The organism is Spirosoma endophyticum, assembly GCF_900112365.1.
Classification (GTDB): domain Bacteria; phylum Bacteroidota; class Bacteroidia; order Cytophagales; family Spirosomataceae; genus Spirosoma; species Spirosoma endophyticum.
In genome coordinates this window covers 1-13,678 of record NZ_FOLQ01000044.1, presented here as the reverse complement: position 1 = coordinate 13,678, position 13,678 = coordinate 1, and the positions used below count along the sequence as shown (strand labels likewise).

Annotated in this window: 20 protein-coding genes and 1 pseudogene; 10 read left to right on the top strand and 11 right to left on the bottom strand. The window is 46.6% G+C overall.

Annotation, left to right across the window (positions count from 1 at the left end; genetic code table 11):
* Positions 1 to 399 precede the first annotated feature (399 nt).
* Positions 400 to 732: pseudogene (locus tag BM202_RS39270) on the bottom strand (DUF6273 domain-containing protein); the annotation flags it as partial.
* Positions 733 to 1,062: 330 nt separating this feature from the next.
* Here BM202_RS39270 and BM202_RS34910 point away from each other — a divergent pair.
* On the top strand, positions 1,063 to 1,644 hold the full coding sequence (locus BM202_RS34910; RefSeq protein WP_093834983.1) for an RNA polymerase sigma factor: 582 nt from the start codon (positions 1,063 to 1,065) through the stop codon (positions 1,642 to 1,644).
* Between the two features lie 202 nt (positions 1,645 to 1,846).
* Here the strand turns inward: BM202_RS34910 and BM202_RS34905 are convergent, their stop codons facing one another.
* Entirely contained in the window at positions 1,847 to 2,137 is a 291-nt protein-coding gene (locus tag BM202_RS34905) for a hypothetical protein (RefSeq protein WP_143100869.1), read from the bottom strand.
* Positions 2,138 to 2,405: 268 nt separating this feature from the next.
* On the opposite strand from BM202_RS34905, the gene BM202_RS34900 reads away from it, so the two are divergent.
* The 3 genes from BM202_RS34900 (at position 2,406) to BM202_RS34890 (ending at position 4,401) form a co-directional block, all read left to right on the top strand.
* The gene (locus tag BM202_RS34900) at positions 2,406 to 2,600 is read left to right on the top strand and encodes a hypothetical protein (protein WP_093834979.1); all 195 of its coding nucleotides are present in this window, start codon (positions 2,406 to 2,408) and stop codon (positions 2,598 to 2,600) included.
* A 251-nt stretch (positions 2,601 to 2,851) separates the two neighbouring features.
* Positions 2,852 to 3,811, top strand: a complete 960-nt coding sequence (locus BM202_RS34895) for a bestrophin-like domain (RefSeq protein ID WP_093834977.1) — start codon at positions 2,852 to 2,854, stop codon at positions 3,809 to 3,811.
* Between the two features lie 152 nt (positions 3,812 to 3,963).
* Positions 3,964 to 4,401, top strand: coding sequence for a hypothetical protein (locus tag BM202_RS34890; protein WP_093834975.1), 438 nt, complete (start codon positions 3,964 to 3,966; stop codon positions 4,399 to 4,401).
* Positions 4,402 to 5,195: 794 nt separating this feature from the next.
* Here BM202_RS34890 and BM202_RS34885 read toward each other — a convergent pair.
* The 5 genes from BM202_RS34885 to BM202_RS34865 form a co-directional block, all read right to left on the bottom strand.
* The gene (locus BM202_RS34885; RefSeq protein ID WP_143100868.1) at positions 5,196 to 5,516 is read right to left on the bottom strand and encodes a hypothetical protein; all 321 of its coding nucleotides are present in this window, start codon (positions 5,514 to 5,516) and stop codon (positions 5,196 to 5,198) included.
* A gap of 591 nt (positions 5,517 to 6,107) precedes the next feature.
* The gene (locus BM202_RS38630) at positions 6,108 to 6,344 is read right to left on the bottom strand and encodes a hypothetical protein (RefSeq protein ID WP_245776931.1); all 237 of its coding nucleotides are present in this window, start codon (positions 6,342 to 6,344) and stop codon (positions 6,108 to 6,110) included.
* 31 nt (positions 6,345 to 6,375) lie between these two features.
* The gene (locus tag BM202_RS34880; RefSeq protein WP_245776930.1) at positions 6,376 to 7,233 is read right to left on the bottom strand and encodes a transposase; all 858 of its coding nucleotides are present in this window, start codon (positions 7,231 to 7,233) and stop codon (positions 6,376 to 6,378) included.
* Between the two features lie 511 nt (positions 7,234 to 7,744).
* Positions 7,745 to 8,161 (bottom strand): DUF308 domain-containing protein, encoded by a 417-nt coding sequence (locus tag BM202_RS34870; RefSeq protein WP_245776929.1) that lies wholly within the window; start codon positions 8,159 to 8,161, stop codon positions 7,745 to 7,747.
* 225 nt (positions 8,162 to 8,386) lie between these two features.
* Positions 8,387 to 8,782: a hypothetical protein gene (locus BM202_RS34865; RefSeq protein ID WP_093834969.1), complete on the bottom strand. Its 396-nt coding sequence runs from the start codon at positions 8,780 to 8,782 to the stop codon at positions 8,387 to 8,389.
* Between the two features lie 38 nt (positions 8,783 to 8,820).
* Here BM202_RS34865 and BM202_RS37715 point away from each other — a divergent pair, with 38 nt between their 5' ends.
* The 3 genes from BM202_RS37715 to BM202_RS38620 all read left to right on the top strand — a co-directional run bounded on the left by BM202_RS37715 (position 8,821) and on the right by BM202_RS38620 (position 9,624).
* A complete protein-coding gene (locus BM202_RS37715; RefSeq protein WP_177236813.1) occupies positions 8,821 to 8,988 on the top strand; it encodes a hypothetical protein in 168 nt (55 codons plus the stop codon).
* A gap of 169 nt (positions 8,989 to 9,157) precedes the next feature.
* Entirely contained in the window at positions 9,158 to 9,415 is a 258-nt protein-coding gene (locus BM202_RS38625; protein ID WP_245776928.1) for a response regulator, read from the top strand.
* A complete protein-coding gene (locus BM202_RS38620) occupies positions 9,364 to 9,624 on the top strand; it encodes a response regulator (protein ID WP_245776934.1) in 261 nt (86 codons plus the stop codon). The genes BM202_RS38625 and BM202_RS38620 overlap by 52 nt, the downstream gene beginning before the upstream one ends.
* A gap of 208 nt (positions 9,625 to 9,832) precedes the next feature.
* Here the strand turns inward: BM202_RS38620 and BM202_RS34855 are convergent, their stop codons facing one another.
* Positions 9,833 to 10,159 (bottom strand): hypothetical protein, encoded by a 327-nt coding sequence (locus BM202_RS34855; protein WP_143100867.1) that lies wholly within the window; start codon positions 10,157 to 10,159, stop codon positions 9,833 to 9,835.
* A 171-nt stretch (positions 10,160 to 10,330) separates the two neighbouring features.
* A complete protein-coding gene (locus BM202_RS34850; protein WP_093834965.1) occupies positions 10,331 to 10,600 on the bottom strand; it encodes a hypothetical protein in 270 nt (89 codons plus the stop codon).
* A 199-nt stretch (positions 10,601 to 10,799) separates the two neighbouring features.
* On the opposite strand from BM202_RS34850, the gene BM202_RS34845 reads away from it, so the two are divergent.
* A complete protein-coding gene (locus BM202_RS34845) occupies positions 10,800 to 11,276 on the top strand; it encodes a response regulator (protein WP_093834963.1) in 477 nt (158 codons plus the stop codon).
* Positions 11,277 to 11,505: 229 nt separating this feature from the next.
* On the opposite strand, the gene BM202_RS34840 is transcribed toward BM202_RS34845, so the two are convergent.
* Positions 11,506 to 11,688 (bottom strand): hypothetical protein, encoded by a 183-nt coding sequence (locus BM202_RS34840; protein ID WP_093834961.1) that lies wholly within the window; start codon positions 11,686 to 11,688, stop codon positions 11,506 to 11,508.
* A gap of 69 nt (positions 11,689 to 11,757) precedes the next feature.
* Positions 11,758 to 12,177: a response regulator gene (locus tag BM202_RS34835; protein WP_093834959.1), complete on the bottom strand. Its 420-nt coding sequence runs from the start codon at positions 12,175 to 12,177 to the stop codon at positions 11,758 to 11,760.
* A 679-nt stretch (positions 12,178 to 12,856) separates the two neighbouring features.
* Here BM202_RS34835 and BM202_RS38615 point away from each other — a divergent pair.
* Complete coding sequence (locus BM202_RS38615; RefSeq protein ID WP_245776927.1) at positions 12,857 to 13,204, top strand: TetR/AcrR family transcriptional regulator; 348 nt, start codon at positions 12,857 to 12,859, stop codon at positions 13,202 to 13,204.
* Positions 13,201 to 13,524, top strand: a complete 324-nt coding sequence (locus BM202_RS38610) for a hypothetical protein (RefSeq protein WP_245776926.1) — start codon at positions 13,201 to 13,203, stop codon at positions 13,522 to 13,524. The genes BM202_RS38615 and BM202_RS38610 overlap by 4 nt, the downstream gene beginning before the upstream one ends.
* Positions 13,525 to 13,678 lie beyond the last annotated feature (154 nt).

Genomic DNA, 13,678 nt, shown 5'->3' with positions numbered 1-13,678 from the left:
GTATAAGTGGACAAGGTTTCCAGATTGGATTCTCGGTTCGCGATTGCCCCCAACAACAAGTTCCACCTATGATTCCAATTAATTGAATGGTAGCAAAGAGCCATTTACGGAGCTTCATCAGTTATTCTATTTGAGGATTCAGTGTAAGAACGAAATAGAAGGAAAAGGTTGCTTTTAATACAATTGTAAGACAACAGAAGGCCGGGGCTGTTACAAGTAATCTAGGGAAGCAGTATGTCATAAAACGCCCCTTTTAAGAAGCATTTACATGAACCCTCCTTCATCTCACATGGGAGCGTTCATGTGAGCTGAAATACTTGTGGCTTCCGATCAGGGAAATCATCAACTTTCATTAACTGGCCAACAAGGATAAAAATGTATGGGAAAGAGTAGGACTGTCTATTCGGGCAAAAATGGATCTTCCAATCTCAACCATAAAGCAGGGCGCACACCGCCCCCGTCTCTAGGGCTGCCGAAGACCCCATTGCCACGCACGCAAATATGGCCCTGCTTACTGATGCTCGCACTCCTGCGCCCGTAATAGCCAGGCGAGCGTAGCCGCCACCCGTGAACCTCCATATCATAGCGGGCTTGCCGTTTAATATTGTTGGCGTTATCAATATGGCATCTTTGAGGACCTTTATACGCTAGGTTGGCCCGGCTATCGCCCAAATAGTGGCTCACCTCGTCCAGGCTTAGTAAAAATAGGTGGTCAGTGGTGTCTTGACCGCCTGGGGTGTTAAACTGGACTTGCTACTGTTTTCTGAACAAATGTTACTTAACTTTTTGTCCAGAAAACGGTAGCAAGTCCAGCTTTTTCAAGATAGGTAATTTAAACAAGATACCCTGCTGGTTTCACTCAAATCAATTCGCTTATTAGCCGTGCTCTCCCATTATTTCTTTTTAAAAATTAATTAAAAGCAATCTATACAATAGGACATTACGTACATAGGCCTGTTAATCTTTAAAAATTTAAACAAAACTAGATGTTACTTATTTATACACTTTACATAGTTAATGTGAATAATAAACTAATTAACTGGTTTCGTTTAACTTACCATCTTGCCACACACCTTAACCTCATCCAACTGGCTACTGTCTGCTAGGCCGTATAATGAAGCCGCCTTAGTCGCCCTGCTGAAAGCGGGAAATCGAAAAGCGTTTGAGGAGCTTTATGGCCGATTTGCACCCACTTTATTAACCAAGCTTATGCGTCTCATCGCCGATCAGCCACAGGCGGAAGATTTGCTCCAAGATGGCTTTGTTAATATTTGGCTCAACTTTCATCAATACGATCCGGCTAAAGGGCGCTTATTCACCTGGATGTGGCGAATCGTTCAGAATAAGGCGTTAACTCATTTAAGATTACCTGGGTTGACTCATGAGCGGTTGGAGGATTATTTAGCCGAAGAATTAGGCAGCGGCACACCCTCTTACCACGGCATTGGCATTGGCTATTGGCTTACGTCAACACTGCCTTCTCCGCATTGTCATTTAATCCAGTTAATGTACTTCCAAGGCTATACGTATCAGGAAGTTTCGGATGAATTAGGCTGGCCCCTGGGGACGGTCAAGACGCGGGTCCGGCAAGCGTTACAGCGGCTACGAAACTCTGAGTCAGCCGTGGAAATTAGACACGGATGAGCCTGAGGCCTTGAGTTACAGGTATACCTTGTTTGCCAAAGCGCCCCCTAGACCAAGATTTGCCTTGCGGCCAGGTACTCAACAACTCATCGGTATTCTATTCGGTGTGGGCTAAATTCGCGACGGTAGTACCCTTAGATATTACGCCTATTTCTCGCGTATTCGGACGCAATCAAGAAAACGTCCCTGATCCATGACGAAATCATCTTCGGATATCTTTCGGTATATTATTCAGGGCCGCAACCACCACACCTTGCATATGGCGCAGCGTTTGTTCATAGAGAGGTTCGCCCAAATGAAGGCGTTCTAACAGCAATAAGTCGGCTTTGGCATTGATGTTTATCTCATGCCAGGCCTGACGGAAAGCCTCCGGATCTTCGGCCTGCTCGAGATGATGCCAGACCAGTGTACGAATTTGGGTGTAGTACACATCGATAACAGGGAAGTCCGTATCCATGGGAAGCAGGGCGAAGGCACTGCATTGGAGTAGCATCTGATCGTACATTCCTTCACAACGGACGGGTGTGGAAATGGTTCAGCTTAAGCCAAATAGAGTCAGCACAAGGGTACGGAGAACCCAAAACATTTCAGCTTGTACGAAGTTTGTTCCTTGATGCATCGACTCAACGTTATGCAAAACCAACTGCTGAGGGCGTTGGTTTTTTGCTTTTTAAGCGCCGGTTAAGTAGTCCACAACCGGCAAATCAATTGAGAGATACTGAGTTTAAACAATCTTTTCCGATCCGGAACAATTTTTAACCATGGATAAGACCACCTACACCGAAATACCCGATACGTCCGACAGTAACTACTGGATTGTGACTCAGCATGAGCAGAACCGCTCAACTACCTTTGTACCTAGAGACAAAGAACTGCACCTCAAGCTCAAGAAAAAAGCCTGGGCTGTGATTCAGGCTTCACTCACCAAGCGGAATCGAAAAGGCGCCAAAAACTAATGTTGTCAAAGGTCTACAGTAGCTGAATTTTGTTAGGTAACGTCCCCAGCTTATCAGACAAGGGTCCTTGAAGTAGAGGTTCAGGACATCTAAACTAACCAGACTTTGCCAATTGGCCTTGTATAGCAGGGCTAAGTAAGCCAACGAGGATTTCCGTTTAATGACCTTTTAACGAGGTAAGGAGTCGGCAGGCTTCCAAACCCGTTCCATAATAAATAGCTTTGAGCCGTCTTATTAGACTTGATGCAGCTATGGAATGGGTATATACCTTACCAAACGGGTTGTTTTTTCTACTTTGTACTGGCACCACCATTGTCTTTGCCGCCCTGGGCCTATTAGCCTCCCGGCCCTGGGTCAGACGGCACGCTGACGAACACGCGGCCCAAAATGACCTGGTTAGTTATTTCTTAGGAGCCTCAGGGGTGGTGTATGGTATTGCCCTGGGCTTAGTGGCCGCCGGCGTGTGGACTAATTTTCAAACCCTATCGGGCCAGGTCGATCAGGAAGCCGCCATTACGGCGGCAATTTATCAGGACGTAAGTGCCTACCCTATGCCTCACCGCCTGGCCCTGCAGAGCCAATTACGTCAGTATGTTCAAGTCGTCATCGACCAGGATTGGCCCCAACACCGAGCGGGTAAAATGCCCGCAGCCAGTACGCGCTGGATCTATAAAGCGGCAATTTATCAGGACGTAAGTGCCTACCCTATGCCTCAGCGCCTGGCCCTGCAGAGCCAATTACGTCAGTACGTTCAAGTCGTCATCGACCAGGATTGGCCCCAACACCGAGCGGGTAAAATGCCCGCAGCCAGTACGCGCTGTCTGTATCATTTCAAGCGACAATTATTCGATTTTATGCCGGCTGATGCAGGCCAGCGCCTGATCCATGAGCAGGCCCTGGACCAGTATAATGAGTTGGCTAAAGTGCGCCGGTCTCGTTTGCAAGGCAGTGATACCAGTCTACCCGCGGTGATGTGGTGGGTCATTATTTTAGGAGCGGCCATTAATTTGATCGTCACCTGGTTTTTTATCAGTGATCATGTGGGATATCATTTAGCCCTGACGATTCTGCTGGCCTTGCTACTGGGATCGCTGTTATTCTTGACCGCTGCAATGGACAATCCGTTCCGGGGTGGTTTTAGCGTGGATGCGGAAGCCTTCAAACTTATTCTACCTCAAATGCCAGCGTCTAGAATTCTTTCGCTGAAATAGAGAGCGAGTCATCGCCCTACAGGTCGGGCCTCAAAAACACCATTGATGTTAAATTAGCCTTAAAATAAGGTAGGCTGCAAGCCTTTAGGCTCCACATCTAGTTAGGGGATTAATTCGCTCAGACTAAAACGCGTATTAATCAACACTAGGTTATGAAAAAGGTATTCATCTTAGGCGCCATGCTACTCGGCGTAGCGACTTTCAGCGCACAGGCGCAAACGACCACTGGAGCAGGCAGCACGGGTAGTGGCAATACTACCAACGGGTCAGCCTCCCGAAGTGGAACATCGAGCACAGGTAGTAATACGGGCTCCACTATGGGCACTGGTGGCACAACCGGATCTGGCTCCATGAATGGCGGGCAGAGTGGCCGGAGCAGATCAAACCGGTCAAACTCGATGAACAACGGCTCAACCAACGATAATAGCTCACAACGTGACAATTCAACCACCGATGGGACCAGTACCCAGCGTGGTAATTCGATGTCAACCCAAGATGGATCGATGGGCCAGGGTGGCTCAAACGCTGAGGGACGGGGTAATCGAAAAGGAAAAATGACAAAAGCCAAGTCAACAACATCCTCCAAATAATCCGGCTCCGGCTTTGACGTAGCGACCTTGCCATAAATCAGATGTGTAATACATGCCTAAGAAGGTTAGCACTTAGCTGTAGCTGACCTTTTTTAGGCATGTATATCTGATTTTAATCGGCAAGGCACACAGCACAATCGAATGCCCCATTAAATCAGCTTCTTAGAGTCACGATCTACTTAGCTAATAAGAGTGGCTAAGTGGAAGACAGAAAGCTGCCCAAAACGAACGGATGAGCGCCAAAGAAGTAAACCTATACTGGGTGGGGCTAAATGACTCGTCAACCCGATGGCTAATTCGGCCGTCTTGTCTGTTTAGACATAACTTAGAAAGCATTTAAGGAAATACTACGTGCTCTCATCAAAGCGAGTACCTTTGTGCAGAAAATCAATCCATATCATTGATGGCAGGTCTGCTCAGCAGACAAATAGCGCCGACAAGGACGTATTAACCGCTACCGGCAATGAATCACACCAATTCCTTATTTACGAATCTGCTCGAAGAGTATATCTTTGTGGTGGCCACTTTTATTGAACACGTCCCCCGAAGAAACCCAGAATGAACTCATTGCTCTCCTAAATCGAATTGAAGCCGTTTCGCCATCGCGGGGCTTAATCCCACCAGAGAGTAATACGCTGGATATCACTTCTCCACCGAACCTAAATTAAGCTGAGTTGTCGGCCAACTACACCAAATCTGCGTTGGTGCTGACTAAGGGTTGCCACCGACTAAGCAAGCGGAGAAGCTCCTATCTCCAGTCTTGCCTGCGCCTGCTGCGTTAAGCGCGTTAAAATTTACGTATGGGCCGCCAACTTTTGATACCCCCGCGGGGTGGGCGATTGCGTAAGCAACGCTAACTGATCCATGTCCTGAAGTAAAGTAGCTAGTTCTGCCTGCATCGCCATCACCAGGGTAAGCAACGGCTGGCGCGAAGCGTGAGCTAAGGGGGTGTCCCCCAATAAGTCGGCTTGATGAACTTGCTGGCTGGCTTGGCCCACTAGCTGGTGATAGTAACTATGAAACAGAGCGGCCGCCCTGAGCCAGCCTGCTAGGATCTGTTCAGGCATTTTCTCGCCTGGAATACAAGCACCACTGCCGAAAACTGTAGCCTTCATATGACCTGTCATTAGCTAGGGTCAAGTATACACCGTTGCGGTGAAGAAAGCTATAAATTCGTTTTATTCCTGGCCGAAATTAACTATACGGTTACTGGCCTAGCCAAGCGTTAAACGAAGTCACTTGGTTTATGGGTCCCCCCTTTATTGGAAACTAGAGAAAGTAGGACTAATACCGGTGACCATGCAGCCTTACGGGAGTAGCGTAACGACTTGGCCAACCCGATACGGAAGCGAGCGGAAGGCTTCTACGTATTTAAGGGGTATTCTGAATAACTGGTACATTACTTTCGCGTAGAGTAGTTAACTGACTATCTATCAATAATTTACAGCGAAGATTTCATTTTAACACGGGGCCGCCCGGCAGTCGATTGACTGAAACGGAAAGGCAGCTAACAATTGTGCATTTAAAGCTCTTAAAAACGTTTCATATTGCCGTTCGCGTAATCAAATTTCACTAAACTTACTCATTTATTGAGTTTCTTAAAAGAAAGTATACGGTTTGAGGGATCTGGTTATGAAAGCCTCAAAATTCTGATTGTAGACAGCTTAATTACAATAAGTTATAATCCCAGATGAAAGTATTTCAGATTACTGGACATAGAGCCAATCTGCCCAGTAATGCTTCCGGGTAATCAACTCAAGGTGTTCCATAAACATTGCCAGTGATTGGACAACACGTCGAAGCCGCGTTATACCCTGCCGAAAATAAGAGATAGCTAATTTCTGGTTGCCATCTCGATATATTTTGACTTTCTCTGAGGCCTCTTCAAAAACAGTCTGCAATGACAATACATAGGCCATGACAACAATGGCCACTAACAGCATAATTTTACCATTGTCCTTCAAATTCAGATCTTCAATCGGGGCCGCCCGCGCGGTTGAATCCTTGACTCTTGAATTGCTTGAAGCATGTTTCAATGCGCCAGCGTAGCCGGTAAGCCTGAGCAATTTTTTGCTTGTTGGTCAGACTTGAACCAAAGTGAAGAAGGGGTTCCTTAGGGTCATTTTTAGGGTTTTTGAGAATAACCGTTGACAAGCAACACTCATTCAGGATAAAGGACTTAATAACCCCGTGCTTACGATGAAGAGCCTGCCGACACAATTTTGAGAAAGCAGGGCCAGGCGCTTTACCAATGGGAATCTTGTAACAAGCTTCGGGCAACCGAATCACAAAATGGATGTCGGATTCGACCAGATACCGCAGCCATTTTTCGCCAATATATTCCCGATCGGCCAACAGAATTTTACCTGCCAGTTTGTAAAGCCGTAAGGCTTGGGCAATCAATTGCTTTCGCTCTATTTCGCTGCTATGGCCCTTTTTGTCTAGTTGAAGCCAATAGATTGGAATGGCAGTGTCACCAAAGAGAATGCACAATGTGAGCAGATGCACGCTTTTTTGACCGATCTGCCAAGTGGTGGCATCCATGATCAAATATGTGAAGTGGCCTTCGAAGAAGCGGAAGATAAATTGTAGGATACCAGTAACGAGCTGATTGGGCTTCTCAAAGCGAAAGAACCGAATAAGCCGTTTGTAATGAGAAGCGGGTTTGGTTAGCTGATTAGCTAGCAACTGGGGCAAATAGTCTTTGAGAACATTTAAGTTCGTTGAGCGAGCCAGGACGATAGCTGAACAGACGAGCATTAATATCTGCAAAACATGGTCAGGAACGCCAACAAAATACTTCTTACATTTGGTTAAAAGTGGGTGAGTCATGAGGTAAGTGCGATAAGTAATAGCCGACTTAAACTTATCAAAGACTGCCCACTTTTCAATTTAAAAACCTCATGTCCAGTAATCTGAAAGTATTTTACCACTCTTACGATTTACCCGAAGAACGTATATTTTTTACGGCCTACCTTTGACTAGTTACTACTGGCGTGTCTTATGACTGCCTTTGCGGTCTTTGCCCTGGTATCAATCGACGCGGTGCTGATGTATTTCACTAATAAACTTTTGCCGGCAGTTATATTTCTTGCCTCTCGGTGCCTGATCGTATCAAGGCTATTGCCGGCCTTATCGAAAAAGTAAACCTCCAAATCAATCCGGTGATAAGATTTAGTTTTTGAGTTATTAGTCAGCTCAAAGCTTGGCCCTTCGACAATTTCAGCTCTAAATGGATTGGTTTTAATTACGGGTTTCCACAGACGGGGTTTTATGCTCAAGTCACGTTGCGCATCGGCTATAACGGTACTATCTTCATTACTACCGCAGCTGGTGCAGATCATTACGAGCTGCCTTCCCTACTACTGCTTATACCCGCGGCTCCTCTTACGCCACGGGCTCCCATAAACGCGTACATTGCTTGAATGGCTTGCAGAAAAGCATACATCATTGCCCAGAATCCCAACATATCCACGAAGCCCTCGATGGTGCCTTTTGAAAATACGGCAATCGCGATGCCAAACCCTACATCCGTGACTCCGTGTAGGATGCCCCAGATATTGTTTTTATCCAGCCGGTTGGAAACCGAAAAGAGTAATTGCAAAACGCCCGCCAGAATCGCTATGAAGCCGATAAGTTGACCCGACTGCACGGAGTAGGTAGTAGCGAAAACAAACATAGTGGCCCCAATCAACATATAGAGGATACCCCTGGCAATCATCAGCCACCAGCGTGGCGCGATCAAATTCTTCATTTTCATGGCGTTGAGTTTGTGTAGGGCCCAACCTGCCGTAGAAGATATTTGTTTATTAATCCAAAATGTGGGAATCACTGAAAGGTCTGTTCTGGCTTTTAGAAGCTGGCAAGCGGATCACAAAAAAAGCCGACACCAGGAGCATCTGGCTTTATCAATACACCACTCTTAGAGAAAATGAAGCTTATTCACACCAAAGAAGTAAATAATAAAAGTACGGTCTACGCTTAACTAGACGCTACTGGCGTGTCTTATGACTGCCTTTGCGGTCTTTGCCCTGGTATCAACCGACGCGGTGCTGATGTATTTCACTAATAAACTTTTGCCGGCAGTTATATTTCTTGCTTCCCGATGCATGATGGTATCAAGGCTGTTACCAGCCTCATCAAAAAAGTAAACCTCCAAATCAATCCGGTGATAAGATTTAGTTTTTGAGTTATTGGTCAGTTCAAAGCTTGGCCCTTCGACAATTTCAGTTCTAAATAGATTGGTTTTAATTACGGGTTTCCACAGACGGGGTTTTATACTTAAGTCACGTTGCGCATCGGCTATAACGGTACTATCTTCATTACTACCGCAGCTGGTGCAGATCATTACGACGAAGGCCAATAGGGATAGGTGTTTCATGTGGTTAGTTTTTCGGCAAGTATAAGCAGAAAAGGCTCATGGATAGGCTTACCATTTGCTTTACCTCCCTTCAGACCTATTACCATTCGTTTGGCATGTTGCCGCAGGTTGGAGATCGGTTATTCAAGGAGGATACGGGCATGCTGATTCGGGACCGCTCCATTGACGGTGGGCTTAGGACCCTCACCTTTACGCTTAGCCGTTAAGGGATTGCCATTGCCACCAAGATTTAAAAATAGACTAGGATGGTCTGCGACCAGACCGACTAGGGATAAATTTAAACGAGCTTTAGCTTAAAACTTAATTAAAAACCATCTAAGCGAGTCAACATATCGTACATGTCCATTCAATCATATAGCACCTTAGCGTTCGTGAATGAGTAAACTAGTTAACCCAAAACGGAGAAAAGCTGATCAAGCGCCGATCTTAGTGATCGAGGATAATGCTAACCACTGGCTGATTATACGAGCCGCCCTCCAGCAGGGTTTCCCTGAGGTAACCCCCGTCTGGGCGAGTCATGCCACCCAAGCCTTAACTTACCTGCAAACAGCCTCCCAGGAGGTCAGCACCAACCCCGGCTCATTTTACAAGAGGTCTACCTACCTCGCCGGGATGATGGATGGGCCTTATTAAAGACCCTCAAGACGCATCCTGTCTATCAACCCATACCTGTCATTGTGCTGAGTCAATCAGCCGATATAGCCGATATTCAGATGGCTTATGAGTTGGCGGCTGCTTCTTACATTACGAAGCCAGCTACCTTTCATCAGTGGCTAAAGTATTTTTATACCCTTCGCAGCTATTGGTTGACTCTTGTCACCTTGCCGACGAGTTTAACCTGAGTTGGTCCAAAACTGTCGAATCGGTCAAGCTCCACCTGCCATGTGTTGGGCTTGACCGAGATTGGCACACAAGAACCGAATACGCATCGATACAGGATTGAGAACTCATTGATTAGTCTAATAATAACCTTTTCAACCGTTAACTGATCTGCTGCTGGGCAAGCTGGTGGTGGCTGATCTGACGCGTGTAGCTATCAATTTGCTGCTGTTAATGCTGGATAAGCGCCAGTCGAGTGGCGACCACCTGAATTTGCCCCTTGGCCCGCTCTTGGAGGATCTTAAGTCGATCAATCAACACGTTTTGGTTAGCCATATTACTCTGGCACAGGTGCAGCCGTTTCCGCGTCAGCTTGATCAGATCCTGATTGGGTTGAGATACTAACCGGGCAGTTTTTTTTACCAGTGCCTGCCCCTGATGGTGAAGCGCCTGCATGGCTGGCCGAAAGGGGGTACCATCACAGATATGGAGTGGCAGGTCGGTGGTTTTGTGACCCTTAGGGAGCCACGCGCTTAGCAACGTTTTCCTCTTGGCCACCAACTGACTAGCGAAGTCCAGCCCAGTCTCTAGGTCATTGAGCGGGATACTAAACTCGCGGACTTGCCCTTATTAGTCCAACATGGTTAAGCAACACAGCATAAATTCTCAACGGGTTAGTACAGTTTCAAAGCTCACCCTAAAATTCTACATTACCACTCAAGATAGGTATTACGATAACGCTTCAATCCACCTGGTATTTTCCTTTACCCGTTGCACATCGTCCCAAAGTACGTCCATCCGCAAGTCAAACTCAGGCACTTGCTGAGTTTGCTTCTCCCTTCGCTGGGCTATCTGTTCATTTCGATGCAGGATATTTTCTACACTTATCGAGGCCTTAAATCTAGGAATCTTGCCTTTAGCCATAGGTTCAATAACAGGCTTTTTAGGCGTATACCCTGCGTTTTTCTGTTTATTAATAATCAGGCGCAGTAAGTCCATCCGTACAAGGGCTTGGTAAGTACCATTCGTGAACTCCTGAATCGGTTAAAAGTCTGTTATTGGGTGACAAAGCCTGATTTGTGAGGAAATAACCTGAGCAAGTAGGCCTGGCATAGGTAATATTAGCGGCCTGAAAAAGGAGCCCTTTAACCAAGACGGGCCACAGTTGGTTATAGCTTATTTTAACTTTAGCGCAACGATGAAGCGGATTGAAACGAGTGTCCAGGCCAATCTTAGAAATGCCAAAGTACTCATTATTGAGGATAGTGAAGATCAATGGCTACTTATGAGCCAAGCCATGCAGCAATGCTTACCGGAGGTAATGCCCGTACGGGTAGCCACGATCCAGCAGGCCATGACGCGCCTTGAAGAGTGGTGCTATCAAGAATGGGAAATTCCTAAACTCATCATACTGGATCTGTATTTGCCCCAGAGGGTGGATGGCTGGCAGTTGCTGGCGTGGATTAAAGCCATGCCAGCTGCTATCAATCTGATTCCGGTTGTTATGTTTAGTTCATCGGCTGACCCGGCTGATATTGACCAAGCGTATGCGTCGGGTATAGCCGCTTATTTGGTCAAACCAACTCAGTTTGCCGCTTGGCTTACTTATTTCCAGGAGTTACGTTCTTTTTGGTGGGAGACGGCTTCGCTTCCTCCTTTATCGCTTGGCTTGTAAAGGTCACATTTTGGCTTTAAGAGGCGATCTTGTTAACAGATCATTCAAGATTGCAACGCCTTGTCGAACTTTTGAAGCTACCTAACGGCCTTCTCAACGAACAACCACCAGTCCTTTCACACCAGTGGTCCAGTCATGTTTAGATTAGGTTTGCAATTGATCTAAAAAGGTAGAGAATTTATTTAATCTACGTTAGGATAGAACATTCGTTAATGGCTGACTGGAATGCTTAAGGCAGTTTTTTGACGTTCTTGAAATAAGGCGAGTATTCTTGGCCTTGATCATCGCTCACCTTAAACCGCTTGCCCTTGATGTGGCCAAGTACGGTGGCCAGGTAGCGACCTACGTAAAAACCTCCTTTCTGGACACGGGTCACTTCTACTCGGTCTCCAGGATTGATTTCAGTATTCATAGGACGCAAGTAAGGCGAGTTGTTTGAGAAAAAATCGCCAGTTAATACCACTCAATACTTCATCGCCGCTCACAGGGCACTTGGGATCAGATTCAAGTCTAGCCAATAGCGACAAACAGTTGACAAGGCTTCCTGGAGAGAGGTAAAGTCGGGATTTTTTGACAAAAATGAGTTTACTCCTGACTCATAGCAGCCGTCAATCTCTTTCCGGGAAGCCTGGGCACTTATCATCACGACCGGTATCCGCTTATAAATAGGGTGCTGTTTCAACAGTTCGAGTGTTTGATGGCCATCCAAGCCCGGCATGTGGCGGTCCAGTAAAATTAGACTGGGTGGCGGGCTCATCTGGGGCAGGGCGTCTAACAAGGCCTGACCACTGGCAAAAAGAAGGATCGAATGCTGGGGACACGATTGCGTAAAAAAGTGGTGGATCAAAATGCGAAAATCCGGGTTGTCATCAACAATGCAGGTCAATCCAGAAGACTTCATAGGGTTATATCAGGTTGCTTGCTGATTATAACTGGCTAAGGCGTTTTGTTGAAGAACATTGTTTAAAATATTAGGGAATGGCATAATACCAACCCTATTGGTACATTATCAGTTATCAAACGGTCCAGTGCTAGCCCTGTCAAGAACTAGGGGCTATCCGGTAAAGCGTTTAACTTAGCGGTCCGGTATAAAAAAAGCCCGGACCACCAGGGTCCAGGCTAAAAAAGGAAGGAAGTCAGCTAGACCAGCAATCAGAATCTGAACAACGTGATCGGGTGGCCTGCGCCCTTGCAGGAGCAACGGCGCTTTGACGCTGAAATAAAGCTAAGTATTTAATTATCTGACCCCCTCTCCAAAGTAGTGAATGGCTGAAAATTGGGTGTAAACGACAAAAGTCGATAGACAAACTTACTTGATGGAGGTTATTTGGTGTTAAGCTTAAGCCATATTCGTCTGGACTTCTTTCTATTAGATTATTGAAAAGATAACCGCCACTAAAATGAGGTAGCCAAGCCGCATTATTGTTCTACAAGAAGAGCCTCTAAGGCTAACTAACTTATAACCTTATGCCCGAAACCGTTGGATCAGCTAGGCAATCGATTTAAAAATAGCTCCATCGTGACTTGCCTAGTAATAAATAGTCTAGGAGCTTATCCAACAAGCATGTCAACTACTACCTATGGAACACAATAAGCGTAACCGAGCGGCTACGACCCAACGTATTTTACAGGCCTTAGGCCAGGTATTGGACGAGGAGGGGCTGGTTGGCGTGCGAATCAATCGAATTGCTGAAAAAGCGGCCGTCAGTAAAGTGCTGATTTACCGCTACTTCGGGAGTATTGAAGGGTTGCTGGACTATTACCTACAGCAAGGTAGGGTACTACCTCAGTTTAGCGCAGCTGGCCTGGACCAGTTGCAGCCTGTTCAGCCCCAAGACGTCGCTTTAGTATGGTCGAGTCAGTCATTACAGCTTTTCGCCAGTGGCGAGCTTCCCGCTCCAGCCGACGCTTACTCAAGGCCACTGTGAAGACAAACGATTTGTTGGCTGATCGGGTTAGTACAACTCTGGATGCGGAGTTAGTCCGGCTGGTGGGGCAGCTTTGCTTCGTGAAGGGGGGCGATCCGGCTGCCATCTCCGCGGTTGTCTTGGGGGCGTTATCCTTTCTAACCATCCAGGCTCAACACGACCGGTCAATGCTTGGTATCGATCTGCGGAGTGAAGCAGGCTGGGGTCGCATTGAAGCAGCGGTCAAACTGATTTATAAAGGGCTAGCCAAATCCGCCTTGACTTCGTCTACCATCCAGGTAGTCATTAAGCCTCAGCCGACGGCCGGAGGTGTCTGGTAAATAGGGAACGTTTACTGGGTTGTTGAGCCAGCTATGAAGCCTCCATCCAGATGGCTATTCTAGATTTTACGTACACACATCCAGGCAATTGGCGCCCTTGTCCACGCTCCGTAATGGAGGTAACCTCATCGCTTTTTTACTATCATCAAATTAG

What these genes read in the sequence shown, in the direction of transcription:
- BM202_RS34880 (WP_245776930.1), bottom strand. Translation starts at nt 7,233, where the DNA reads ATGACTCACCCACTTTTAACCAAATGTAAGAAGTATTTTGTTGGCGTT.
- BM202_RS34870 (WP_245776929.1), bottom strand. Translation starts at nt 8,161, where the DNA reads ATGAAAATGAAGAATTTGATCGCGCCACGCTGGTGGCTGATGATTGCC.
- BM202_RS37715 (WP_177236813.1), top strand. Translation starts at nt 8,821, where the DNA reads ATGGATAGGCTTACCATTTGCTTTACCTCCCTTCAGACCTATTACCAT.
- BM202_RS34850 (WP_093834965.1), bottom strand. Translation starts at nt 10,600, where the DNA reads ATGGACTTACTGCGCCTGATTATTAATAAACAGAAAAACGCAGGGTAT.
- BM202_RS38625 (WP_245776928.1), top strand. Translation starts at nt 9,158, where the DNA reads ATGAGTAAACTAGTTAACCCAAAACGGAGAAAAGCTGATCAAGCGCCG.
- BM202_RS34895 (WP_093834977.1), top strand. Translation starts at nt 2,852, where the DNA reads ATGGAATGGGTATATACCTTACCAAACGGGTTGTTTTTTCTACTTTGT.
- BM202_RS34905 (WP_143100869.1), bottom strand. Translation starts at nt 2,137, where the DNA reads ATGCTACTCCAATGCAGTGCCTTCGCCCTGCTTCCCATGGATACGGAC.
- BM202_RS34900 (WP_093834979.1), top strand. Translation starts at nt 2,406, where the DNA reads ATGGATAAGACCACCTACACCGAAATACCCGATACGTCCGACAGTAAC.
- BM202_RS34835 (WP_093834959.1), bottom strand. Translation starts at nt 12,177, where the DNA reads ATGAAGTCTTCTGGATTGACCTGCATTGTTGATGACAACCCGGATTTT.
- BM202_RS38630 (WP_245776931.1), bottom strand. Translation starts at nt 6,344, where the DNA reads ATGCTGTTAGTGGCCATTGTTGTCATGGCCTATGTATTGTCATTGCAG.
- BM202_RS34865 (WP_093834969.1), bottom strand. Translation starts at nt 8,782, where the DNA reads ATGAAACACCTATCCCTATTGGCCTTCGTCGTAATGATCTGCACCAGC.
- BM202_RS38615 (WP_245776927.1), top strand. Translation starts at nt 12,857, where the DNA reads ATGGAACACAATAAGCGTAACCGAGCGGCTACGACCCAACGTATTTTA.
- BM202_RS34890 (WP_093834975.1), top strand. Translation starts at nt 3,964, where the DNA reads ATGAAAAAGGTATTCATCTTAGGCGCCATGCTACTCGGCGTAGCGACT.
- BM202_RS34840 (WP_093834961.1), bottom strand. Translation starts at nt 11,688, where the DNA reads ATGAATACTGAAATCAATCCTGGAGACCGAGTAGAAGTGACCCGTGTC.
- BM202_RS34845 (WP_093834963.1), top strand. Translation starts at nt 10,800, where the DNA reads ATGAAGCGGATTGAAACGAGTGTCCAGGCCAATCTTAGAAATGCCAAA.
- BM202_RS34885 (WP_143100868.1), bottom strand. Translation starts at nt 5,516, where the DNA reads ATGAAGGCTACAGTTTTCGGCAGTGGTGCTTGTATTCCAGGCGAGAAA.